The following is a 25,727-nucleotide window of genomic DNA, read 5'->3' as shown; positions in this document are numbered from 1 at the left end:
GGAGTGACACCGATGAACAAGATGAAGGCAGGCATAATCGGATGTGGGAATATCAGTGGCATCTACTTTAAAAATTTAAAAGAAAGTCCTTTGGTTGAAGTGGTTGCCTGCGCTGATCTAGTTCCCGAGCGTGCTCAGGAGCGTGCTGATGAATTCAACATCGCAAACGTATACAGCGTAGAGGAATTGCTCGCTCAACCAGAGATCGAATTGATTGTCAATTTAACCATCCCGGCCAGCCACGCCAATGTGGATATTGCCGCATTGGAATGGGGCAAGCATGTATATAGCGAGAAACCTCTTGCTATTACACTTGAGGAAGGGCTTCGGGTGCTGAATCTGGCAGACAAAAAGGGACTACGGGCGGGATGCGCACCGGATACGTTTCTTGGATCAACCGTCCAGACGGCAAAAGCGGCAATCGATTCAGGTCTGATTGGAAGACCCATTGCAGCGACCGCCTTTAACATGGGTCTTGGACCCGAAGCTTGGCATCTTAACCCTGAGTTCTTTTACGCTCCGGGCGGCGGACCGATGATGGACATGGGTCCGTACTACCTGGCGGCCATGGTTGAACTCTTGGGCCCCGCACGCCGGGTCAGCGCATCAGCCGGAATTCAAATTCCGGATCGTACCGTAGGATCAGGACCGAACAGCGGAAAGCCGATTACCGTTAAAACGCCTACACATCTGGCCGGTACGGTAGATTTCGAGAACGGCTCAATTTTGACCATGATAACCAGCTTTGACATCTTTGGCGGCTCCGGGTTGCCATGGATGGAGATTTACGGAACACATGGGACGCTCAATCTCACGGATCCGAATTATTTTAACGGTGATGTTAAATTGAGCCGTATGGGATCAGAGGAGTGGGAATTGCTTAAGCCTGTGTTCGAATGCGGCAAGAACGAGCGAGGTCTTGGTATAAATGACATGGTTGAGGCGATTGCGGACAACCGGGATCACCGGGCGAATGCGCGAATGGCTTATCACATTCTGGAAATCATGCAGTCGTTCCAGCAGTCCTCCTTAGAAGGAAGGCATGTCGTTCTGCAGAGCACTTACCGTTTCGGCAAGCTGCCGGCTCCGCTGCAGACGGAAATGATCAACAACAGTATTTAACAACAACGTAACACCGATTATGGGAGAGGTGGAAACCGGATGTTAAATGTGGGATTGCAGCTTTATACGCTGAGAGATCAGCTGGAGAATGATTTTGAAGGAACGATCAGAGAGGTAGCACGCCTGGGTTATCAAGGTGTCGAGTTCCATCATTTTTATGGACGCACAGCAGAGCAGGTGAAAGCGCTTTTGGATGAAACGGGTCTGGAAGTAATCGGGACTCATGTGCCGTACATACGGCTTCAGGAAGCACTTGAGGAAGAACTCGCCTTCCATCAGGCTATCGGAAACCAATATATTATCGTGCCTTGGCTTGCTGACGAAGATCGGGGCAACTTGGAAAGCCTCGTAAACCATATTCGTATATTTAGTGAAGCTGCACAAAATAAAGGCATTTCCATTGCTTACCACAATCATGACTTCGAATTTGATAAGATGGAAGATGGACGACCTTTTCTGTACGCTCTGTATGATGAAGTGCCAGCGTCCTTGCTCCAAGTGGAGCTTGATACCTGCTGGGTACATTATGCCGGGTACGTTCCATCCGAAGTCATTGCGAAATATGCAGGAAGAACTCCACTCGTTCACCTGAAAGACCTTCGCAGACAGGAAGACGGATCCCCGATGACTGTGGAGCTGGGTGAAGGAGAAGTGGATTTGGCCGCTGTTGTGAAGGCATCCGATGAAGCAGGAGTACAGTGGATTATTGTCGAGCAGGACTTCTGTAAGAATCCGCCGATGGACAGCATCGCCAAAAGTATGGAATGGTTGAAAAAACATGCCCTTGAAGGAGGAAATGTACGTGTCTAAGACGTTAAAGATCGGTATCATCGGATGCGGCGGTATTGCCAACGGCAAACATATGCCGAGCCTCAAGAAGCAAAAACAAGTCGAAATGGTAGCTTTCTGCGACATTGTTCCGGAGCGTGCGGAAAAAGCGGCTGCGGAGTTTGGTGCAGAAGGCGCGAAAGTATATACGGATTTCCGGGAACTGCTTAAAGACGGAAGTCTGGATGTAATCCATGTATGTACGCCGAATGATTCCCATGCTGAGATTACTGTTGCTTCACTTGATGCCGGGAAGCATGTTATGTGTGAAAAGCCGATGGCTAAAACAACTGCCCAAGCAAAAGAAATGCTGGAAGCTGCGAAGCGTACCGGGAAAAAGCTGACAATCGGTTACCAGAACCGTTTCCGTAACGACAGCCTGTACTTAAAGGAAATGTGTGATAATGGCGAGCTGGGAGACATTTATTACGGTAAAGCACTGGCTATCCGCCGCCGTGCTGTTCCGACTTGGGGTGTATTCCTTGACGAGGAGAAGCAGGGTGGAGGACCGTTGATCGATATCGGTACTCACGCGCTTGATTTGACCCTGTGGCTGATGGATAATTACAAGCCGAAAAGTGTTATGGGAACTACGTTCCACAAGCTGGGCCAGCGTGAGAATGCAGCGAATGCATTTGGACCATGGGATCCAAAAGAGTTTAACGTGGAAGATTCCGCATTCGGTTTTATTACCATGGACAATGGGGCAACCATTATACTGGAATCTAGCTGGGCTCTTAACGTGATCGAAACAGGTGAAGCGAAAACTGTATTGGCTGGCACCGAAGGTGGAGCTGATATGAAGGAAGGCCTGCGCATTAACGGAGAGAAAATGAGCAGATTGTATGAAACGAACATTGACCTTGGTGCAGGTGGCGTTGCATTTTACAGTGGCTCTGCCGAATCCGACTCAGACCGTGAAGCCAGATTGTGGGTTGAGGCGGTTTTGGAAGATAAAGAGCCGGTCGTGAAGCCGGAGCAAGCTTATGTCGTAACTCAAATCCTTGAAGCCATCTACGAGTCCGCTAAAAGTGGAAAAGCAGTTTATTTTGAAGACTAAGTCTTTGAAGATATAACACAAACAAGCAATGTACTAAACATTGAATCAGGAGGGGTACTATGAAACTGGGAGTATTTATGGTGCTGTTGAGTGGTCGTAAATTGGAGGATGCACTCGATTATGTCGTTTCAAAAGGTCTTAAGGCGGTGGAAATCGGAACAGGGGGTTACCCTGGGAACGCACACTGTAATCCAGCAGAACTGTTGGAAAACGAAGCGGCTTTAAAGAACTTCAAAAATGCGGTTGAATCCCGAGGTCTTATTATCAGTGCTCTGAGCTGTCACGGTAACCCGCTGCATCCGCAAAAACAGATTGCAAAGGAATTTCATGACGTTTATGTAAAAACGGTTGAACTGGCTGAAAAGCTTGAAGTTCCGGTTGTCAACACCTTCTCGGGCTGCCCGGGAGACCATGAGGATGCGAAGTATCCAAACTGGCCTGTAGCACCTTGGCCAAATGATTACCAGGAAATTTTGAATTGGCAATGGGAGAATAAAGTTATTCCGTATTGGAGTGAATGGGGGAAATACGCATCCGATCGCGGTGTGAAGATCGGTCTGGAGCTTCATGGCGGATTTTCAGTTCATACACCTGCAACACTTCTTCGTCTGCGCGAAGCTGCAGGAGAAGTCATCGGTGCGAACCTTGACCCAAGTCATATGTGGTGGCAGGGCATCGATCCGGTGCAAGCGATTCAAATTTTGGGACGTGAAGGTGCGATTCACCACTTCCATGCAAAAGATACGGTAATCGATCCAGTGAACGTGAATAAATACGGTCTAACAGATATGCAGTCATACACTAATATGATGGATCGTGCTTGGCAATTCCGTAGCGTAGGTTACGGTCATGATCTGAAAGAATGGGCTGATATGATGAGTGCCCTGCGTCTTGTTGGATATGATTATGTAGTAAGTATTGAGCATGAAGATGGTCTGATGTCTGTTGAGGAAGGCTTCTCGAAAGCCGTTCAAAACCTGCAGCAAGTACTGATCGAAGAACCGCTTGGTGATATGTGGTGGGTGTAAACCGCGTAGAATATGCGGATTTGTAATCAACTAGGGGGAAACAGCAACATGTTAAACGTAACCATTTGGAACGAGTTCGTTCACGAGAATATTCATGATGAGGTTAAACGGGTGTATCCGGAAGGCATCCATATGGCTTTAGCTGAAGGTCTAAACAGTCCGGAGTTTACAATTAGGACAGCAACGCTGGATCAGCCGGAGCACGGTTTAACCGATGAAGTCTTGAACTCGACCGATGTGCTGCTGTGGTGGGGTCACATGGCTCATGACCGTGTGGATGACGAGATTGTCAGCAAGGTCGTAAAACGGGTGCAGGAAGGCATGGGGTTTGTTGTGCTTCATTCCGGGCATTTCTCCAAACCGTTTAAAGCGCTGATGGGAACGAGCTGCGATTTGAAATGGCGTGAGGTGGGAGAACAAGAGATTTTATGGTCTGTCAATCCTTCACATCCAATTGCAGCAGGAGTGAACAGCCACATCATTCTTGAACAAGAAGAGATGTACGGTGAATTTTTCGATATCCCTACACCGGATGAGCTGATTTTTATCAGCAACTTTGCGGGCGGGGAAGTATTCCGGAGCGGTTGTACTTTTAAGCGCGGACAAGGAAACATTTTTTACTTCCGCCCAGGTCATGAGACATATCCGACATACTATAACCCTGAAATTTTAAAAGTCATTTCCAACGGAATCAGATGGGCAGCAGCTAATTCTTATGCAGTTAAACCTGTATTCGGAAACAGCCAGCCTGTTCGTCCGCTTGGCGCTCTTGTGTAATAAGGATTTCAAAGACGGCTGCCGACCATCGGCAGCCGTTTTTATTTAGAGATAAGAAAGAATAATCATCGGAGTAAAGTGCATCCTTATCTCGCAAGAAAAGCTACTGCTAAAATGAATTTTCAAGTCGAGGAATAAGTTGAAATATAAAACGACAAAATTAGGGTATTCATGTTTATAGGACTGTTTCACCAATGTGGACATTTTCCCTCTGTCCCATTCGGCAAATGTACTGTATAATAGAAAATTGTCCCAAGTTATTGATTTAATCTCGAAATATTGGTTCATATGACCAAGCAATAAAGCACCATTTTAAAGTTAAAACAGGTAAGTGGTTTTCAGTTCCATAAAAATATGCTAAAATTTAAATGTACTAACTTATTGTAAGTTTTATGTTTCACAGCAACTATTGTGACTCTGTAAAGAGGTGAAATGATATGGAAGTTACAAATCCCTGTTTATGCCCCCGTTTCGAGTCCGCTTTCGCCTTCCTTGGAAAGCGTTGGAACGGACTAATTATCCAGACACTGATGAGTGGTCCGAAACGGTTTAAGGATATCTCAAATTTCATTCCGTCTATGAGCGACAAAATGCTGTCCGAGCGAATGAAGGATTTGGAAAGCGAAGGCATATTAATCAGACATGTATACCCCGAAACGCCGGTTCGTATAGAGTACGAGCTGACTGAAAAGGGAAAAGCCTTGCAGCCTGTTATGGAACAGATTTCGAACTGGGCGGAACAATGGGTAAAGTAAAATGAAATAACCTCAGCGTTAGCCCTGGTGCAAGGCAGACTTGCTTTGACCAGGGTTTTTTGCTGTCGATTGAAGTGGACTTGCACTTGAACCAGTCAAATATAGTATAATTGGAAAAATAGCCCTAAAGCACTTGAGGAGGCGAGCCTTTATGAAAAATTCGGTTAAACTGCCGCACGTTCATTATGGACAAGAGGAAGCCGCCGAGCTTGAGAGGGCTTCGATAAGAGTGCAGCATATTTATGACAAGACCCAGGATCTTTTGGACCGCTATATGCCGGATTCCATGTGGACCGCAATGACTGGAATGAGCCGCAACCCGAAGGTACCCAAGCTTTGGGAGGGGGATCTGGAAAGTGGAATATTTCAAAAATGGGTCAAAAGCCCGAAGGGCTGGAAATGTATTGGATGTGAAAGATACAGACACCCTTCGGTAATTTCGGAAACACCGACACAAGCGGAGGGAGAATCATCTTTTGAAACAGGAGATGGGGATAGCCTCACATTTCACGACAAAGGGCTTCCAGACAGATTGCTGCAGATGGTGATCTGGTCACAATTTGAGGAAATTCGACTGTTCCAGCCGTTCCTTGGTGATGAGCCGTTTTTTACCGAGGAAGAGATGGAGGTCATTTCAGATTATTTTGTCCCTACTTATCTAAGTCCAGTCCCTCTGAAAGAAAGAGGGAAAGACTTCAAGACAATTCAAACAAGAATTCCTCTTTATCAGGAGCGAATATCTGCACCCTCTCTCGTGATGCAGTCAGAAGGCGCCAGCGTCTCCGGAAATTGGATGACGGGGGTTGATCTGAGCTCTAAAGGATTTTCTGGCCTCCGTCCCTATTTGAAAATTCCTAAGGGTGGCCGTACTTACATGAAAGCTTTGATCGTATAGTCACAAATAAAGGAGACAGCATTGGCTGTCTTTTTTTGTGTGCAATTGTTAAAAATGGTGTGAAAGAATTCACAATTGGAGTGAAGATAATCACAATAACAATTAAATTTTAAATGTATAATGACCTTAAAAGATCAATGAAATGGAAATGAATTTAATAAAACGATCGAATTTAAACACGAGACGGCTTGATTAAAGTGAAATCAAGAGGGTTGGATAGACCTTTTAAGGAGGAAAAGATCATGACTGGCAAGAACAAACAAAAGCTAGTGGTCATAGGTAACGGCATGGCGGGTATTAGCACGGTAGAGCAAATCATAAAATTAGGTGGCGCTTATGATATTACCGTATTCGGCAGTGAGCCGCATCCCAACTATAACCGGATCATGCTGTCTTACGTTCTGGAAGGCAGTAAAACGCTAGATGATATTGTACTGAATGATTGGAATTGGTACAAAGATAATGATATCACACTGCACACGGGAACTACGGTCACCAAGATTGACGAGGAGAACAAGGTGGTTGTAGCCGAGAATGGACTTGCAGTTCCATATGATCGCGTTATTATTGCCACAGGTTCAAATCCGTTTATATTGCCTGTGCCTGGAAGCGATAAAGAGGGTGTAGTAGGCTTCCGTGATATCGCGGATTGCAATCAGATGCTTGCGGCTGCTAAGAAGTACAAGAAAGCCGCGGTGATCGGCGGAGGTCTTCTCGGTCTTGAAGCCGCTAAGGGACTCGTTAACCTAGGTATGGATGTCACGGTTGTCCACTTGATGAATGACCTCATGGAACGCCAGCTTGATCACAATGCATCGGCTATGTTGCAAGCTGAGCTGGAGCGTCAAGGTATCAAGTTTGCCATGGGTAAGCAGACCGTAGCGTTACTGGGCGGAGATCGGGTAACTGGACTGCGATTTAATGACGGAACAGAACTGGAAGCCGGTTTTGTTGTCATGGCTGTCGGTATTAAACCGAATGTAGCCGTAGCTAAGGCGAGTGGGATTGAAGTTAATCGCGGCATTGTGGTCAATGACAATCTGCAGACTTCCATGGAGAATGTATATGCCGTTGGGGAATGTGATGAGCATCGGGGTGTATGCTATGGTCTTGTGGCTCCGTTGTTTGAGCAGGGTATGGTGCTTGCGAAGCATTTATGTGGAGTGGACACGTTGCCGTATGAAGGCTCCGTTGTATCGACCAAGCTGAAAATCAGCGGTGTGGATGTATTCTCTGCTGGTGAATTTATTGAAGGTTCGGAACATACCGTTATTGCTGCTAAAGATGAATGGAAAAAGACCTATAAGAAAATTTTGTTGAAGAACAATGTGATCGTCGGTGCGGTTTTATTCGGAGATGTAACCGAGTCGGCGGCTCTGCAAAAGCTGATCAAGCAAGAGGCGCAGATGACAGATGAGATCTATGCTACGGTCATGGGAACGGGCTGTTGCGGCGCAGGCGCCAAAAAAGGAACCTCGGTTGAAAGTATGGCAGATGAAGAAATTGTTTGCGGATGCAACGGGGTGACGAAGAAGACCATTGTGGATGCAGTAATGGTTCAGGGACTGACCACGGTGGATGAAATCAAGGCATGCACTGGAGCAACCCGCTCTTGCGGCGGATGTAAGCCAGTCGTTGAACAAATCTTGCAATATGTGCTCGGTGACGGTTTCAAAAGTGCAAGTAAACAAGGAATTTGTGGATGCACAACACACAGTCGTGACGAGATCGTAGCTGAAATCCGTGCCAAGGGACTAAGAACAATCGGTGAAGTCATGAATGTGCTGGAGTGGAGCCAGCCTGAAGGCTGCTCGAAATGTCGCCCTGCTATCAACTATTATCTTGGTATGATTTACCCGGAAACCTACGAGGATGAGAAGGAATCACGTTTCGTCAATGAGCGGATGAATGCCAATATCCAGAAAGACGGCACATATACTGTAGTTCCGCGGATGTATGGCGGAGTGACAACAGTGGAAGATTTGAAGAGAATTGCGGACGTTTCGCTTAAGTATGATGTCAAGGTCGTGAAGGTGACCGGTGGACAGCGTCTGGCTCTTATCGGAGTGAAGAAGGAGGATGTGCCGAAGGTTTGGGAAGAACTCGATATGCCTTCGGGTTATGCCTACGCCAAATCGCTTCGTACGGTTAAGACATGTGTAGGTTCGACATTTTGCCGCTTTGGTACGCAGGATTCGATGGGTATAGGAGCATTGATTGAGAAAAAATTCGAGAGACTCGATCTTCCTGCAAAATTTAAAATAGCCGTGAATGGCTGTCCACGTAACTGCGCCGAATCGTGCACGAAGGATATTGGCATCGTCGGGAATGACGGAGGCTGGGAGATATTCATTGGCGGTAACGGTGGAATCAAGGCACGCATCGCAGACGCATTTTGCAAGGTTAAAACCGACGAGGAGTTATTTGAAATATGTGGTGCGGTCATCCAATATTATCGAGAAACAGGTAAGTATTTGGAAAGAACCTCGGAATGGGTGGAACGCGTAGGTCTGGACGACATCAAGAAAACCATTCTTGAAGACCATGATCAGCGCAAGGCTTTGGTAGAAAGAATCGAGGTAGCCTTGCAGCAGGTCGAGGAACCTTGGAAGAAAGTGCTGAACGATAAACAGGTGCTAAGAGCGATGTTCCAGAGCACAAGTCCCGCAGCGGCGGAGTAAATAGAGTAAAGGAGACCAAAACATGACGATGACAGGCGAGTATATTGATGTTGGAAAAAAAGATGAGTTTATGATGCGTATTGGAAAAGTTGTGGTAATCAAGAATGAAGAGATTGCCGTTTTTCACACATCGGATGGTCGTTTGTTTGCTCTGGAGAATAAAACCCCGCACCCGAGAGGCGGACCATTGGCTGAGGGGATTGTATCTGGTCACTACCTGTATGATCCACTTTACGACTGGAGAATTGACTTGGAAAGCGGTGAAGTGCAAGAGCCCGATAGTGGTCAGGTCCGGACTTACCCGGTCCGGTTAGAGGGAGATGTTGTACAGATCGCCGTATAGGGAATACCAGCTGGTTGTGTATACCAAGTAGAGAGAAACCATAACAGGAGGTACCCCTATGTTCACACAGGGAGTGGAAAGCATCATTGAGGCGGCTGTCAAAAAGAAAGAACATATGAACGCGAATATGATCCGTTACTTCGTCTCGGCTTTCCTGGCCGGCGCATATGTTGGTATTGGAATTGTTCTGATCTTTAAACTGGGTGCGCCATTTGCGGCTGCAGGCTCACCGTTTCAGACTTTGGTGATGGGAGCTTCTTTCGGAATTGCACTGACACTGGTTGTTTTTGCTGGAGCAGAACTGTTTACCGGTAACAATATGTTTTTTACGATGAGCACTCTTGCTGGACGAACATCCGTGGGAGATACATTGAAAAACTGGGTGATCGTATTTCTTGGCAATCTGGGTGGAGCTGTACTGCTCAGTCTGCTGGTATGGGGTACCGGCTTGTTTAAGGCTATTCCATCTGATCATGTGATCTTTACGGCGGCTGCCAATAAAATGAATGCGCCTTTTATGGAATTATTTTTCCGCGGTATTTTGTGTAACTGGCTTGTCTGTCTTGCCTTGTGGATGGGAACCCGTGCAAAAGAAGAAACAGCCAAACTCATTCTCATCTGGTGGTGTCTGTTTGCTTTCATTGCTACGGGTTATGAGCACAGTGTAGCGAATATGACGCTTTTGTCTCTCGCAACGATGCTGCCAGGACATCCGGAAACCGTTTCGATTGCTGGTTGGGTTAACAATATGGTTCCGGTCACACTGGGGAACATTATTGGTGGTGGGTTGTTCGTAGGTATGTCTTACTGGTTTATCTCCCCGATTAAAGGTAAAAAGACACAAAAGTATGTGAACGATAAGGAACTTTCCCATAAATAAGTTCTAAATGCTATGTTAGAGAATGAGTTTGGGCAGGCATTAAAAGATAAGAAATCGCTCCCTTTAGATGGCGGATAGTTACTGCCACTCACAAGGGGGTGATTTTTTTGTGTACGTTTTAACGATGAATATGCACGAAGCGTCTCACAAACCATAAGTTTAAACATATAGAAGAAGGGGCGTCCTTTAGCCATCGTATGGCTATTCAGAGCGCCCCTTAAAGTCTTCCAAAACAGTCACCGGTGTTGCACAAGGTCAATCGCACCAAGTGCGATATGAGCGAGCCCGAACCCAAGGATACCGGTTGCGGCAAGTTTATACTTGCTGCAAAGCAGAGCGGCGCCGGAAGCAGATACTACAGTTCCAAGAACAGCAGGAATCAAACCTTCACGCATGCGAGAAGCACTCCCTTTTGAATGGTTTGGAAAGACGTTTTTATTGTGGTCGATTTTTCTGCTTTTATACTCAAAAACAATAAAGACGCCCGATCACCATCGAGCGTCTTTATAAGCTTCTAATGAGTTTTGCAGCAGGGAGATCATATACGACAGATCTCATTTGGGCATAGCTCACAGTGACAGATTTCCTGCAGGGCTCCTAAGTTTTTGATCACTATCATTCCACTTACATACTCGACAACTTCTTTTTTGCGGAGGTCGCTCAGCATGCGGTTCACGCTCTCGCGAGTAGCGCCAATCATGTTCGATAAATCTGTATGGGTAATTTTCTTGTTGATCAAGATCGAGTTGTCCGAGAGAATTTCCCCATAAGTATTGCCAAGTCGGATCAGTGTTGAGCTGAGTGCCCCGGGCTTTCCATACATCATCAGGTCTCTAAATTTGGTCTGTGTTATCCGGTGATGAATCCCCATCCATTTCATGAAGTCGATGGCGAAATCGCAGTGTTGGCAGATGAGAATTTCGAGATCCTTATGCTCAATAACGCCGACTTCACTTTCTTCCAACACTTCAGCCGAGAAGCTGTGTTTGGTGCTGAAGAAGGGATCGGCCTGGCCAACCATATCACCAGCTTGATACATATATAGGATAAGTTCTTTGCCTTCATCCGTCGATTTGGTTAATTTAATGCGTCCACGTTTGATATAGTAAAGTTTATCGGAAAAATCGCCTTCCCAGAACAAATGGGATCCTTCCGGAATCACACGATCCTTCATGCTAACGAGCAGACGGTTGAGGTTTTGCTCCGAAAAACAGCTGGTATTCCCTTGGGTTTCCATGACCTTCTCCATTGTTCTCATGTCGCTATCCCCTAACTCCCTAATATTTTCTGTTAAATTTAAATTAATTATAACGTGAATACATTCACTTGTGGGGCAGAAAGCAGGGGCAAAAGTGGCGAATTTTCAAACGTTGTGATTATTTTCACTTGAAACAGAGATAATGTAGTGTAAGACAACACAGACAATTTGAAAAGATGGAAATGATTGCGTTTGAATTTATTTTCTGAAAAAAGTTTTAACTATGTGAAAAAATTCACTATCTTTCTGAGGAGGCCTGTGATATGATCAATGTGTAGAGAGATAATAAACATTTTTTTACAGGAGGATGAGGGAGATGGCCATTAAGAATGAAGCCGCTCAGGTGAAACAGCAAACAGCAGGTGAGTATATTCAAGGCTTAATCGACAAGGCAAACAAGGCTAGAGAACAGTTTGTTGACATTAATCAGGAACAAATCGACAAGATCGTTAATGCCATGGCGCTGGCAGGGATGGATAAGCATATGCATCTGGCCAAACTGGCTGTGCAGGAAACGGGCCGTGGAGTATACGAAGACAAAATCATCAAGAACATGTTTGCCACCGAATATATTCATAACAGTATTAAGTACAATAAGACGGTTGGCGTTATTGAAGATAACTCTTATGACAACTTCCAAAAGATTGCTGAGCCTGTAGGTATCATTATGGGGATTACCCCAGTAACGAATCCGACATCAACGACAATTTTTAAAGCACTTATTGCCATTAAGACGAAAAATCCGATCATCTTTGGTTTCCATCCATCCGCACAAGCCTGCAGCCGTGAAGCAGCGAAGATTTTGCTGGATGCCGCAGTAAAACTCGGTGCTCCGGAAGGCTGTATTCAATGGATTGACGAACCGTCTATGGAAAAGACCAATGTCCTGATGAACCATCCTGATGTAGCTTGCATTTTGGCTACAGGCGGATCGGCCATGGTAAAAGCAGCGTACAGCTGCGGGAAACCGGCACTCGGTGTAGGACCCGGGAACGTACCTTGCTTTATTGAAAAAACGGCCAATCTTGATCAAGCGGTCAATGACCTCATTCTCTCAAAAACGTTTGACAACGGCATGATCTGTGCATCGGAACAGGCTGTTATTATAGAAGAAGCTATTTTTGAACAAGTGAAGAAAAAAATGATCGCGAGCGGCTGCTACTTCGTGAACAAAGAAGAAGCGGCGAAGCTGACCGCAGGTGCAATAGTGGCAGAGAAGTGCGCGGTAAACCCTGCAATCGTCGGACAGCCTGCTGTGAAGATCGCTGAAGCATGTGGAATTGAAGTTCCGAAAGGAACAAAAATCCTGGTAGCTGAGATTGAAGGCGTGGGACCGAAGTTCCCGCTATCAGCTGAAAAGCTTAGCCCGATCCTGGCCTGCTACAAAGTGAAGACAGCAGATCAAGGAATTGACCGTGCTGCTGAAATCGTTGCTTTTGGCGGTATGGGTCACTCGTCAGTTATTCACTCGAATAACGAAGAAATCATCAATAAGTTCTCGGACCGTATGCAAACTTGCCGGATACTCGTGAACCAGCCTTCGTCACAGGGTGGTATTGGTGACATCTACAATACAAACTTGCCGTCGTTGACCTTGGGCTGCGGATCGTATGGTCGTAACTCGACATCTTCGAACGTGACCGCCGTCAATCTCATCAACGTGAAAAGGGTGAACCGTCGTACCGTGAATATGCAGTGGTTCAAAGTACCGAACAAAATTTATTTTGAAAAAGGATCAACCCAGTACCTTGCCAAAATGCCGGATATCACACGTGTTGCCATTATTACTGACCCTATGATGGTGAAACTCGGCTATGTAGAAAGAGTTGAGCATTATCTTCGTCAGCGTCAGGTTCCGGTTGCCATCGAAGTATTCTCTGAAGTAGAACCGGATCCATCAACAACTACGGTTCAGCGCGGTGCTGAAATGATGAAGAGATTCCAGCCGGACTGCATCATTGCCCTTGGCGGTGGATCTCCGATGGACGCAGCAAAAGGGATGTGGCTGTTCTATGAATATCCGGACACTGATTTCAACAATCTGAAGCAAAAATTCATGGACATTCGCAAACGGATTTACAAATTCCCAAGACTTGGTCAAAAAGCGAAGTTCGTAGCAATCCCAACAACATCGGGTACTGGTTCGGAAGTAACTTCATTTACGGTTATCACCGATAAAGAGCATGGGAATACGAAGTATCCTCTGGCAGACTATGAGCTGACGCCTGACGTGGCAATTATCGATCCAGAGTATGTGTACAGCTTGCCTAAAACAGCAGTTGCCGATACGGGTATGGACGTTCTGACACACGCAATTGAGGCTTATGTATCTGTAATGGCCAACGACTATACAGATGGTATTGCAATCAAAGCTATTCAGCTTGTATTCCAGTACCTTGAGAAGTCGGCACTGACTGGCGACAAACTGGCTCGTGAAAAAATGCATAACGCATCGACACTTGCTGGTATGGCTTTTGCCAACGCATTCCTGGGCATCAACCACAGCCTTGCTCATAAATGGGGCGGTCAATATCATACCGCACATGGACGGACCAATGCGATTCTGTTGCCTCACGTCATCCGTTACAATGCCATGAAACCGACGAAGTTTGCTGCATGGCCTAAATATACCCACTTCGTAGCAGATGAAAAGTATGCAGAGATTGCCCGCATTCTTGGATTGCCGGCTCGCACAACCGAAGAAGGCGTGAACAGCTTGATCAAAGCGATTCGCGACCTAAACAAAAAACTTGGCATTGAGGAATCGTTCCAGCAGCTCGGCTTTGATCCGGCAGACTTTGAAAGCCGGGTGGAGTACTTGGCAGACCGTGCATTTGAAGACCAATGTACAACTGCGAATCCAAAACTGCCTCTCGTAACTGAGCTCGCAGATGTGTATCGCAACGCGTTCTACGGACGTTTTGACAGCTAATATAGATAGATAAATTGTAAGTGAATCAGCGTGACAAATATCACCTTGTTTGTGATATTTGTCACAGCTGTTTTCAGTTAACGGGACTACAATTAAAGTGTAAAAACAATCTCAGATAATAACTCTTACAGTTTAGCGGCTCGGAATGTAGCCGGGGCTTCACACCCAACATTGTGAAATGTGTCACATTTTATTGATCTGGGATGGTGGACATGAGAAAGATATACTATAAACTCATGCCTCAACAACAGAACATGGAGGGATTTAAAAATGTCGGTGATTGAAAAAGAAATTAAAGACATGCAGTCCGGTTGGAGAGGGTTCAAAACAGGAAAATGGAACAGAGCAGTAGATGTTAACGAATTTATTGCGCTGAATATTGATCCTTATTACGGTGTTGATGATTTTCTGGTTGGTCCTACAGCGAACACCAAAGCATTATGGGACATCGTATCGGACCTGACAAAAAAAGAACGGGAAGCGGGCGGCGTGCTGGATGTGGATGTAAACACTCCTTCTACAATTGTTTCGCACCAGCCAGGTTACTTGGATAAAAGCAAAGAACAAGTCGTCGGGGTACAAACCGATGAGCCATTCAAACGTTCCATTCAGCCGTTCGGCGGCATTAAGATGATGATCGACGCATGTAATGCTTATGGATTTGAACTTCCGCAAGGCATCGTTGATATGTTCACAAACATTCGCAAAACCCATAACCAAGGGGTATTTGACGCTTATACTTCCGAGATGCGGGCTGCGCGTAGAGCCGGTATCATTACAGGACTTCCCGATGCATACGGACGTGGACGCATTATCGGCGACTATCGTCGGATTTCACTATACGGTATTGATTTCTTAATTAAAGATAAAATGAAAGAGCTGGACAGTCTCGAGGTTGATGTGATTGACGAGAATGTGATTCGTCTTCGTGAGGAACTGTCAGAGCAAATTCGTGCATTGAAAGAACTGAAACAAATGGCTGAAATGCACGGCTTTGATATTTCTAAACCGGCAGCAACAGCAAAAGAAGCATTCCAGTGGCTGTATTTCGGTTACTTGGCAGCTATTAAAGAACAGAACGGTGCAGCGATGTCCCTCGGACGTGTATCTTCATTCTTGGATGTTTACATCCAGCGTGATCTGGCTGAAGGCACATTGACCGAAGAAACAGCACAAGAACTGGTTGACCATTTTGTAATGAAGCTTCGTATCGTTAAGTTCCTGCGTACACCGGATTACAATGATCTGTTCAGCGGTGACCCAACTTGGGTAACAGAATCCATTGGCGGTATGTCAATGAACGGCGAAACTCGTGTAACGAAGAACAGCTTCCGCTTCCTGCACACACTCTACAATCTTGGACCTGCACCTGAACCAAACCTGACTGTACTGTGGTCAGAGAAGCTGCCTGAAGGCTTTAAGAAATTCTGTGCAAAAGTATCCATCGAAACGAGCTCCATTCAGTATGAGAACGATGATCTGATGCGTCCGATCTACGGTGAAGACTACGGTATTGCTTGCTGCGTATCGGCTATGCGTATCGGTAAACAAATGCAGTTCTTCGGAGCACGTGCAAACTTGGCTAAAGCGCTTCTGTATGCTATTAACGGCGGCCGTGATGAAAAATCCGGTGTTCAAGTTGGTCCTGAGTTCCCTGCTATTACTGCAGAGACCCTCGACTATGAAGAAGTAATGAAACGCTTCAAGCCGATGATGGAATGGCTCGCGAAGCTGTATATGAACACGCTGAACGTAATTCACTATATGCATGATAAATATTCCTATGAGCGTATTGAGATGGCGCTGCATGACCGTGATATTCTGCGCACGATGGCATGTGGTATCGCCGGATTGTCGGTAGCCGCTGACTCCTTGAGTGCCATTAAATATGCTAAAGTGAAGCCAGTTCGCAATGAAAATGGCATTGCTGTTGATTTTGAAATCGAGGGCGACTTCCCTTGCTACGGAAACAACGACGACCGAGTTGACAGCATCGCTGTTGAACTGGTTGAGACTTTCATGGGCATGATCCGCAAACATAAAGCTTACCGTGATGCACTGCCAACACAGTCCGTACTGACGATTACTTCGAACGTGGTATACGGTAAGAAGACGGGTACTACTCCAGATGGACGTAAAGCGGGAGAGCCATTTGCACCTGGTGCAAACCCAATGCACGGACGCGACAAAAAAGGTGCGCTTGCTTCCTTGAGTTCGGTAGCAAAACTGCCTTATGAAGACAGCCTGGACGGTATCTCGAACACCTTCTCAATCGTGCCAAAAGCACTCGGTAAAGAAGCTGCTATCCGTGAGACTAACTTGGTAGCAATGATGGATGGTTACTTTGGCAGCAAAGCGCATCATTTGAACGTTAACGTATTTGATCGTGAGCAATTGATGGACGCTATGGAGCATCCAGAAAATTATCCGCAATTAACGATCCGTGTATCGGGTTATGCTGTAAACTTCATTAAATTGACTCGTGAGCAGCAGCTGGATGTCATTAATCGTACTTTCCACGGTTCGATGTAATACGGCCGGATAAAGTATATAATTAAATGACCAAACTTTGCTTATGACAAAGCGGATACAGAAAGGATGACATCATATGATTAAAGGCCATGTGCATTCCATAGAAACGTTCGGAACGGTGGACGGTCCGGGTATCCGCTTTGTGCTCTTCATGCAAGGATGCTTGTTAAAATGCCAATACTGTCATAACCCGGATACGTGGGGCTTGAATGAGGGGAATGAAATGTCGGTGGATGAGGTGCTCTCTGAAATCGAACCCTACCTTCAGTACTATCGTTCTTCCGGTGGCGGACTCACCGTATCAGGCGGAGAGCCGACCCTACAGTTTCCATTCGTTACTCAGGTGTTTAAGGAGGCGAAGCGTCGCTGGAACCTTCACACGACACTGGATAGCAACGGATACAATGAACCGGAGAAGATTCGTGAACTGCTCGAAAATACCGATTTGGTACTGCTCGATCTCAAACACATCAACGATGAGAAGCATATCGAACTGACAGGAAAATCAAATGAGCGTACCTTGAAGATGGCGCGGTGGCTCTCTGATAATGGCCGTAAAATGTGGATCAGACACGTATACGTGCCTGGAATTCATGAGCAGGAAGAAGATTTACTTGAACTCGGACGTTTCATTGGCACTTTAAACGGTGTAGAGAAATTTGAGATTCTTCCATACCACCAGATGGGTGTGTATAAATGGGAAGCTTTGGGTAAAGTTTATCCACTGGAAGGCGTACCATCTCCGACAGAAGAGGAAGTAGCTCGCGCATATCGGTTGATTGAGGAAGGCAGAAGGCAGACACAGATGGTGTAATCAGTTATAAATATTATCTTATATGACAAAAACCTTGCTATTTATGGCAAGGTTTTTGTATTTTATTAGAGGATTTTACCCCTCTTTAAGATAATTAACGATCTTACTTAAAATGAAATCGCTTTCTATAATGGGTATATAACATAAATAAATTTTTGGGAGGGTCAAACAATCATGAAGAAAAAGAGCCTTGCATTGCTAATGTCACTGCTTCTAGTCACTTCGGCTTTTGTGTCTGGTTGTGGCGCAGACAAAGAACCGGCCAAAGGCAGTGAAGGAACGCCAGAAGCCGGCAATGAACCGTTTGAAATGACGATCCGTCATACCCAAGTCGGTGATTCTAAGAAATTCAGATTGGCGTTGCTTCAGGATGTGGTGAAGAAGACGGAAGCAGCTGTACCCGGACTTAAGCTTAACCTGGATGGTGTTGACTCTGAAGTAAACCGAAAAGAGAAGCTGAGAGGCGAGATGGCTTCCGGGAAACCACCAGAAATTTTTGATGTGTTTGGCAGCCCCGATGCAGGTGTCTATGCTAAGGAAGGTTTGATGCTGGATATTACTCCAATCGTGGATGAGCTGGGTATTAAAGACAAATTCACTACACTGGATCCGTTTACTCACGATGGCAAATTATATGGACTGCCGATTGGCGGCAACATAGAAGGGTTTTTCTATAATAAAGAATATTTTGAACAAAAAGGTCTATCGGTTCCTAAGACGCTGGCTGAACTGGAGAAAATTGCGGAGACCATCAAGGCTGACGGAAAAATACCATTTGCCCAATCTTCCAAAGATGCATGGATTCCATTAATGACAACGAATAACCTGTGGGCTTATTACGCAGGACCGGAAATCACTTACGGTTTCAAGACAGGGGAAAGCAAATGGACAGATCCGAAAGTGGTTGAAGGTGTGAAGAAACATCAGGAATGGGTTCAAAAAGGATATTACAAAAAGGGCGAGCTCGGATTCGAATATGCAGATATGAGAAATCAGATTATTTCGGGTGAAGCCATCATGATGATGGATGGCTCTTGGGCAACAAGTGTGTTCAGAGATCCTGAGCAGGCTGGTGACATGGTAGGCAAGATCGGATTTTTCAACTTGCCTCCTGTAAATGAAGGTGATCCTGTAGTCGTCATGCAGGATGCAAACAACGGATATGGCTTCTCTGCTTCGATCAAAGATGATCCGCGTAAAATGCAGGCAGTTAAAGAGTTAATCAAAAACATGTGGACCGATGAAATGCAGCTTCGCGGTTTGAAGGAAGATGGCGTACTGCCGGCCATGAAGATGGATGTCGCGACGATGAACTCCACTTCCGATGATGCGATTATGCAGGATATTTTCAAGGCGGTCAGCGAAATTGACAAATCCTTCCCTGCATTTGATGCTTTGGTTCAAGCAAGCGTCAATACAGCACTGAGCCTTGGAATTCAGCAGGTTATCGGTGGAGAGATTGATGCTGAGCAAATGCTTAAGAACGTGCAGGCGGCTCAAGATGCGGCTAATGAGTCCGAAGGAGAATAGATATATCAAAGTTTAGATGATAAGGGCGCCACCCGCTTGAAACATGGGGGTGCCCTTTCCTCTAAGCATTAGACACAGACTACGGAGGTTACCATGAATAAAGCGCTGAGAAACCCTCTGATTTACATCCTGTTTGTTCTGCCGGCATTCATACTGTTCTTAGCCTTTTTTATTTACCCCATCTACACAGCGATTGATAACAGTTTTACGAGCTGGAATGGGATATCCAAGGATGTTAAGTATATCGGTTTTGATAATTATACCAAAGCTTTTGAAGACATTTCATTTTGGAAATCGGTTAAAAATAATCTGTATTTTATTTTGTTTTCATGCTTTATCCAAGTTCCAGTTATTATTTTCTTTTCACTGCTTATCGCCAATGTTAAAAAGCTGAAGGGGCTATACAAAACAGCAGTTTTTGCTCCATCCATCATGTCCACCGCCGTAATCGGCATTCTGTGGGGGTTCATTTACAATCCGGATTTCGGTTTAATGAATGAAATTTTGGGGTTGTTTGGTGTAGAACCGATCTACTGGCTGTCCGAGAAGAAATGGGCTATGATCTCGATTTTGATAACTAACGCCTGGCAGTGGACCGGATTTTATATCGTTATGGTGCTTGCCGCGATTATTTCCATACCTAAAGAATTGGATGAGGCTGCTGCGATCGATGGTGCAACCGGATTTCAGCGGGCCCGTAAAATTACGCTACCGCTCATCATGCCGATTATTTCCGTTGTCATCATGCTCTCGATCGCAGGGGCTATGAAAGCGGCGGATATCGTACTCGTCATGACCAAAGGCGGTCCTGCGGGTTCTACAGATGTCATGGCAACTTATATGATCCGTTATGCGATTACGAGCTTCCAGCATGGCTTCGGTAATACCATTGCCGTATTGATCTTCATATTTACCATTCTCGTAACCGTCGCTTACCAACTTCTGATAGCAAGACGAAATGAAAGGATTGAATACTGATGAGACCAGTCAAAAAATTGATCCCGCACATTTTTCTAATGGCTTACATGCTCGTCATATTATATCCTTTTCTGTTCGTTCTTTTTTCTTCAGTTAAAACAGATAATCAGGCGATCGCTTCAAATCCGTTCGGATTACCAGACACATTCATACTAGACAACTATGTGAATGCATGGGTGAACGCCAAAATTAGCACCTATTTCTTAAACAGCTTGTATATTGGAATACTGTCCGCTTGTTTATCGATTCTGTTTGCAGCAATGCTGGCCTTTGCGGTCACGCGAATGAGATATAACCGCATCAGCGCTATTATTTTTCAACTCATTCTGATTGGTATGCTCATTCCCAATAATTCACTACTTCTACCGATTTATGGCATAATGAAAAAATTGGATATTCTGAACACCCATATGGCACTCATTCTGCCTTATATCGCCAATGCCATACCATTCTCTGTCATTATTCTCGCGGCATTCATGCGTTCCATTCCGGGAGAAATTGAAGAAGCAGCTGTGATTGATGGATTGAGGTCAGGAGGTTTGTTTGCTAAGATTATATTACCTCTAACTGTTCCAGCCATCGTTACGGTGTTCATTATTAACTTCCTCGGCAATTGGAACGAGTTCCTATTAGCCAACTACTTTTTATCCAACGATGAACTGAGAACATTGCCTGTCGGTATGGTCGGATTCCGGGATGCTTATAACACGAACTACGCGCAGATGTCTGCTGGAATTGTGTTCAGTGTCATGCCGGTCCTGATCATTTATGCTATCCTTCAAGAGAAAATTATTGAGGGCGTTACCGCCGGCAGCGTTAAGGGATAACTTATGATGAAATAGGAGCTTGTGTATGAACCTGAGGAACAAGTTATTCACGGCTTTTTTGGGACTAATAATCATTCCTTTGCTTGTACTGGGTTTGTTCACTTTCTTCGTAACTTATAATTCTATCGAGAAAAAATACAGTCAACAGGCAGAGTATTCCTTAAAGGCAATCAGTTACAGCATACTGAACGTATTTGATGAGATGGAAAAAGTGACCGATACGGGGATCGTATCTTCGGTATTTACAACAGCATTAAAAGCCGACGATCCCGCTTCTCAGGACTTTATTACCAATGCAGAGCAGTTGAATCTGAATGCGAGTCAGCGGAATTTCCGTAACATGTTATATAATCACCCGGCGATCAGTTATGCATTTTTGTACAATATGAACAAAAGATCGAGCCATGTTCCGATCTTCACTAAGGAGGACTTTGGTGCGATGCCGTTCATTGATTTCCAAAAAAGCCACTTCTATGAGGAAGTGGTTAAACTGAACGGCGTCCCCAAGTGGATCGCACCGCATGAATACCCGGAGTTAACCGGAAAAGAATCTGTATTTACGCAAATCCGTCTTGTGAAAAACATGGAGACGTTCCGAAAAGAGGGAATTCTCGTTGTTCAGATTAAGCGGCTTGAATTTGAACGGATATTTCGGAATTTAACGCTGCCGAACAATCTTCAGGATACGTCATTTTTACTTGTCAATGATGAAGGGCTGATTCTGTTTGATCCGAAGGAACACAGTGACGGGCAAAATATGAACGCTTTCATGGATAGAGGGATCGATTACGGTTCAGAGTATCAGAGCTTTAAATCCAAGTTTGACGGCGAAGAGAGCGTCATTTCGATTCATAAGCTGGAAGGTTACCCTTGGAGTCTGGTTTCTGTAACGAACTGGGCCTCCCTTTCTCAGGAGGTTACCGCATTCGCCAAGTGGTTTATCGTCATTCTCGGTCTCTGCCTTGTTACCGCAGTTGCGTTCAATAAATTTTTCATGAACCGTATTACTGGCACAATTGCGATTATTGTTCGCTTTATGCGGCGTGTGGAAGACGGAGATTTAAGCGCCAGAGTAGAAGAGAAGGGGGAGGACGAGCTGCTTCTCTTATCCAGGGGCTTTAATGATCTTATGGATCGGATCAACCGGTTGTTCGATCAGATTCGCGATGAACAGCGCTTGAAGACGGAGGCGCATATGCGGGTGCTGCAAGCTCAGATTAAGCCGCACTTCCTATTTAATACACTGGAGTCCATTAATGTCCTTGCTGTCCAGAATGAAGGCCGCAAAGTCAGTGAGATGGTGTGCCGTCTAGCCAGTATTTTACGGATCAGCATTCAGGACAGGGAAGAAATTACACTTGAAGAAGAGATCAAGCATCTGAAAAGCTACTTGGAGATTCAGAAGTTCCGTTTCGAAGACGTGTTCGACTACGAAATTGATATTCCAAAAGAATTGTTGTCCTGTCGTATCATGAAGCTGACACTTCAGCCGCTGGTAGAGAACAGCATTCAGCACGGTTTTGAAGGAATTGATTATACGGGCATGCTTGTTATCAAGGCATGGAGTGAACGCGGCAATCTGATTGTACATGTAGAGGATAACGGGCTTGGTATGACTTCCCAGCAACTCTCATTGTTTGAATATATGGTACCGGAAGAGAAAGAGTCACCACAATCAGGAGAGGGAGATTTGAAACTGAATCAGGAACGGCGTGGACTTGGGTTGCGGAGTGTTGCCGATCGAATTCGAATCCAGTATGGAGACGTCTACGGATTGTTTATATGCTCAAGCCAGCCTGGAGGTACGGTTATACATTGTGTCATACCCAATTACGGTGGGGGGGAAGGACAGCATGCTTAAGGTTCTGCTGGTGGATGATGAAGCACCTATTCTAAACAATCTCAACAAGGTCATACCCTGGAAGGACATAGGTATGGAAGTAATCGGATTGGCCCGAAGCGGTATGGAGGCTATGGCGCTTGCTGAAGAGAATGATCCGGATCTGGTTTTATGTGATATCCGTATGCCGGTGATGGATGGACTAACGTTTATTACGAAATTAAGAGAAAATGGAAGCGACGCTGAAATTTTTTTGTTGACTGGCTATCAGGAGTTTGAGTATGCCCGGGAGGCGATTAAACTCCGTGTGAAAGATTACATCAGCAAGCCAATACATTATTTTGAGTTAGAGGATCGGATCCGGGAGATCGGTGAAGAAATCCGCAAAAAGAGAGTAAAAGAGAAATATTTCAGTACAGTTTCTCTTATCGACAGTGAACCGAATCCCGATTCGGTAAAAAAGGCTCCGGAACAGCTGATGACAGCCGCCTTGGATTATATTAACACCCAATTGGGTGCGGATTTGGGAATTGAGGAATTATCGGACTACCTTGGAATCAGCTCCAGTTATTTTTGTCTGTTGTTCAAAAACCATGTGGGTATTACCTTTGTCGAGTACCTCACCAAACAGCGCATGGAAGCAGCCAAGTTCCTTCTCACCAACAGTGACAAAAATATTGCTCAGATCGGAGCATTTGTCGGGTATCATGAGCGTCGTTATTTTACTAAAGTGTTCCAAAAAGCGACGGGGATGACACCTTCAGAGTTCCGGGAGGTATGCGGCGGTTCCTCGGTGTTGTAAGATGTGTATAGCAAGATCTGCTAAATAATTTAGAAGGTAGGTTTGTATGATATGGACTGGAAAGTATCGGGTTTAACCCTGGAACAAAAGATTGGACAGATGTTTATTTGTGGTTTTGATGCACTCACACCTAATGACCACGCAAAAAAGCTCATTCAAGATTATCATGTAGGCGGGATCGTGTATTTCCGAAGAAACGTACAAAAGTTATCCCAGCTTTCGGAGCTTTCCTCATCACTTCAGGATTTGGCAGCATCCAGTGGTGAGCCTCCACTTATCGTGGCGATTGATCAGGAAGGCGGTATGGTGGCGAGGATAGATCATGAAGGTATTAGCCGGATTCCTGGAAATATGGCACTGGGAGCGACGGGAAGTCAGGAATATACCTACCAGGTTGGAAAAATAGGTGCCAAGGAGCTTCGTGCATTGGGGATCAACATGAACTTTGCCCCGTGTCTTGATGTTAACAACAATCCATTGAACCCTGTTATCGGAGTACGTTCATTTGGAGAAGATCCTCAGGCCGTAGCTGTTCACGGAGTGGCTGCTATTAAGGGCTATCAGGAAGAAGGAGTCTCAGCAACAGCAAAGCATTTTCCAGGTCATGGGGATACGAGTGTAGATTCCCACTTGGGGTTGGCCTCCGTTCCTCACGAGCGTGCACGGCTGGATCAGGTGGAGCTGTATCCGTTCAAGAAAGCGATAGAAGATGAGGTTGACGCTATTATGACTGCACATGTCAGCTTCCCGGCTATTGAACCGGACGACGGAATCCCGGCAACTCTGTCTCATGCGGTGCTTACTGGTTTGCTTCGGGAAGAGATGCGTTTTCAAGGTCTGATCATTACGGACTGTCTGGAAATGCATGCGATTGCAAAAGAATTTGGCATACCCGAGGGGGCTATCCGCTCTATAGAGGCTGGAGCGGATTGCGTATTGGTCAGTCACACGTTGAAGGATCAGGAAGCCGCTATCCGGGCTGTAGCGGATGCGGTGCGCAGCGGACGGATTTCAGAGGATCGAATTGATGCGTCTGTTGAACGTATATTGACCCTTAAGGCGAGAAACGCTCATACGGTGCGTAACCTGCCGGCCGTAGATTTGGCCTCATTAAGCCAAGAAGCTAAAGGGCTGTTGTCCGAAATCGCAGGTAAAGGGATTACGCTGGTCCGTGATCATGATCAGCTGCCATTAAATCAAGATGAGTCCGTGCTGGTATACTGGCCGGAGCTGCTTCGTGCCACCCAGGTGGATGAAGCTTGGAGCCGTTCCTTCACACTAGGTGACGCACTTAACGGCCGTAGCGGACGGATTGAGGAAATTCGTATCGGAACAGATTTGTCGGATGAAGAAGTTGACGCAGCAGTTCAGGAGGCAGGACGCTTTAAGCAGGTAGTCGTCGCGACCTACACATCGGAGAGTAGGCTTCCCGAAGGACAGCGGAAACTGGTGGAGAAGCTGCTGCAGCTGGATGGGGTTAAACTGATTGTGGCTTCAACCCGTAATCCTTATGATTTGAATGACCTCCCTAATATACCAACCTACTTGTGCTGTTATGAAAATACACCATATTATATGGATGCTTTAGCCGGGGTTTTATATGGGGAAGTGAAGCCGGAAGGCCGTCTTCCAGTCAGTCTTAGTGACAAGCATCTATCAGGATCGAAGGCATAATATATTCTTTTATTTTTCATGCTTTTTCAGAGGTCGGGAGTCCTGCTCAGGCAGGAGAAATACCGGCCTCTTCTTTTTTGCCAGAAAAATAGCAACTTTTGTCGGAACTTGACGTCTAATAGTATGTCTGTTTATAAAGAGAGATTCAGAATAACATAGGAGTAAGGAGCA

At 45.5% G+C, this 25,727-nt stretch carries 21 protein-coding genes; 19 read left to right on the top strand and 2 right to left on the bottom strand.

Going from position 1 to position 25,727, the window contains the following annotated elements; genetic code table 11:
- Positions 1-12 precede the first annotated feature (12 nt).
- From B9N86_RS18880 to B9N86_RS18835, 10 genes are all read left to right on the top strand, one after another.
- Positions 13-1,122, top strand: a complete 1,110-nt coding sequence (locus B9N86_RS18880) for a Gfo/Idh/MocA family protein (RefSeq protein ID WP_208914684.1) — start codon at positions 13-15, stop codon at positions 1,120-1,122.
- A 39-nt stretch (positions 1,123-1,161) separates the two neighbouring features.
- Entirely contained in the window at positions 1,162-1,932 is a 771-nt protein-coding gene (locus tag B9N86_RS18875) for a sugar phosphate isomerase/epimerase family protein (protein WP_208914683.1), read from the top strand.
- Positions 1,925-3,010 carry a Gfo/Idh/MocA family protein gene (locus B9N86_RS18870; protein ID WP_208914682.1) on the top strand — a complete coding sequence of 362 codons (1,086 nt, stop codon included), beginning with the start codon at positions 1,925-1,927 and terminating at the stop codon, positions 3,008-3,010. Before B9N86_RS18875 ends, B9N86_RS18870 begins: the two co-directional genes overlap by 8 nt.
- A 59-nt stretch (positions 3,011-3,069) precedes the next feature.
- Positions 3,070-4,038 carry a sugar phosphate isomerase/epimerase family protein gene (locus B9N86_RS18865; protein WP_208914681.1) on the top strand — a complete coding sequence of 323 codons (969 nt, stop codon included), beginning with the start codon at positions 3,070-3,072 and terminating at the stop codon, positions 4,036-4,038.
- A 48-nt stretch (positions 4,039-4,086) separates the two neighbouring features.
- The gene (locus tag B9N86_RS18860; protein ID WP_208914680.1) at positions 4,087-4,815 is read left to right on the top strand and encodes a ThuA domain-containing protein; all 729 of its coding nucleotides are present in this window, start codon (positions 4,087-4,089) and stop codon (positions 4,813-4,815) included.
- Positions 4,816-5,252: 437 nt separating this feature from the next.
- Complete coding sequence (locus tag B9N86_RS18855) at positions 5,253-5,570, top strand: winged helix-turn-helix transcriptional regulator (RefSeq protein ID WP_208914679.1); 318 nt, start codon at positions 5,253-5,255, stop codon at positions 5,568-5,570.
- A gap of 151 nt (positions 5,571-5,721) precedes the next feature.
- Positions 5,722-6,465 carry a hypothetical protein gene (locus tag B9N86_RS18850; RefSeq protein WP_208914678.1) on the top strand — a complete coding sequence of 248 codons (744 nt, stop codon included), beginning with the start codon at positions 5,722-5,724 and terminating at the stop codon, positions 6,463-6,465.
- Positions 6,466-6,707: 242 nt separating this feature from the next.
- On the top strand, positions 6,708-9,146 hold the full coding sequence (gene nirB, locus B9N86_RS18845) for a nitrite reductase large subunit NirB (protein ID WP_208914677.1): 2,439 nt from the start codon (positions 6,708-6,710) through the stop codon (positions 9,144-9,146).
- 22 nt (positions 9,147-9,168) lie between these two features.
- Entirely contained in the window at positions 9,169-9,489 is a 321-nt protein-coding gene (nirD, locus tag B9N86_RS18840) for a nitrite reductase small subunit NirD (protein WP_208914676.1), read from the top strand.
- A 58-nt stretch (positions 9,490-9,547) separates the two neighbouring features.
- Complete coding sequence (locus B9N86_RS18835; RefSeq protein WP_208914675.1) at positions 9,548-10,369, top strand: formate/nitrite transporter family protein; 822 nt, start codon at positions 9,548-9,550, stop codon at positions 10,367-10,369.
- A 236-nt stretch (positions 10,370-10,605) separates the two neighbouring features.
- On the opposite strand, the gene B9N86_RS18830 is transcribed toward B9N86_RS18835, so the two are convergent.
- Both B9N86_RS18830 and B9N86_RS18825 read right to left on the bottom strand, forming a co-directional pair.
- Entirely contained in the window at positions 10,606-10,764 is a 159-nt protein-coding gene (locus B9N86_RS18830) for an asparagine synthase (protein ID WP_208914674.1), read from the bottom strand.
- Between the two features lie 143 nt (positions 10,765-10,907).
- Positions 10,908-11,627: a Crp/Fnr family transcriptional regulator gene (locus B9N86_RS18825; RefSeq protein ID WP_208914673.1), complete on the bottom strand. Its 720-nt coding sequence runs from the start codon at positions 11,625-11,627 to the stop codon at positions 10,908-10,910.
- Between the two features lie 316 nt (positions 11,628-11,943).
- Here B9N86_RS18825 and adhE point away from each other — a divergent pair, with 316 nt between their 5' ends.
- From adhE to nagZ, 9 genes are all read left to right on the top strand, one after another.
- Complete coding sequence (adhE, locus tag B9N86_RS18820) at positions 11,944-14,559, top strand: bifunctional acetaldehyde-CoA/alcohol dehydrogenase (protein ID WP_208914672.1); 2,616 nt, start codon at positions 11,944-11,946, stop codon at positions 14,557-14,559.
- A gap of 270 nt (positions 14,560-14,829) precedes the next feature.
- Positions 14,830-17,091 carry a formate C-acetyltransferase gene (gene pflB, locus B9N86_RS18815; RefSeq protein WP_208914671.1) on the top strand — a complete coding sequence of 754 codons (2,262 nt, stop codon included), beginning with the start codon at positions 14,830-14,832 and terminating at the stop codon, positions 17,089-17,091.
- A gap of 76 nt (positions 17,092-17,167) precedes the next feature.
- A complete protein-coding gene (pflA, locus tag B9N86_RS18810; RefSeq protein ID WP_208914670.1) occupies positions 17,168-17,905 on the top strand; it encodes a pyruvate formate-lyase-activating protein in 738 nt (245 codons plus the stop codon).
- A 174-nt stretch (positions 17,906-18,079) separates the two neighbouring features.
- Positions 18,080-19,435: an extracellular solute-binding protein gene (locus B9N86_RS18805; protein WP_208914669.1), complete on the top strand. Its 1,356-nt coding sequence runs from the start codon at positions 18,080-18,082 to the stop codon at positions 19,433-19,435.
- Between the two features lie 93 nt (positions 19,436-19,528).
- Positions 19,529-20,413 (top strand): carbohydrate ABC transporter permease, encoded by an 885-nt coding sequence (locus tag B9N86_RS18800; RefSeq protein WP_208914668.1) that lies wholly within the window; start codon positions 19,529-19,531, stop codon positions 20,411-20,413.
- Positions 20,413-21,240, top strand: coding sequence for a carbohydrate ABC transporter permease (locus tag B9N86_RS18795; protein ID WP_208914667.1), 828 nt, complete (start codon positions 20,413-20,415; stop codon positions 21,238-21,240). Before B9N86_RS18800 ends, B9N86_RS18795 begins: the two co-directional genes overlap by 1 nt.
- A 25-nt stretch (positions 21,241-21,265) precedes the next feature.
- Positions 21,266-23,101: a cache domain-containing sensor histidine kinase gene (locus B9N86_RS18790; RefSeq protein WP_208914666.1), complete on the top strand. Its 1,836-nt coding sequence runs from the start codon at positions 21,266-21,268 to the stop codon at positions 23,099-23,101.
- Positions 23,094-23,882 (top strand): response regulator transcription factor, encoded by a 789-nt coding sequence (locus B9N86_RS18785; protein WP_208914665.1) that lies wholly within the window; start codon positions 23,094-23,096, stop codon positions 23,880-23,882. The genes B9N86_RS18790 and B9N86_RS18785 overlap by 8 nt, the downstream gene beginning before the upstream one ends.
- A gap of 51 nt (positions 23,883-23,933) precedes the next feature.
- Positions 23,934-25,556 (top strand): beta-N-acetylhexosaminidase, encoded by a 1,623-nt coding sequence (gene nagZ / locus B9N86_RS18780; RefSeq protein ID WP_208914664.1) that lies wholly within the window; start codon positions 23,934-23,936, stop codon positions 25,554-25,556.
- Positions 25,557-25,727 lie beyond the last annotated feature (171 nt).

The sequence above is a fragment of the Paenibacillus uliginis N3/975 genome, from assembly GCF_900177425.1.
Lineage (GTDB): Bacteria > Bacillota > Bacilli > Paenibacillales > Paenibacillaceae > Paenibacillus_AQ > Paenibacillus_AQ uliginis.
Note: the sequence above shows the minus strand (reverse complement) of the source record. Positions and strands in the feature narration are given on the sequence as shown.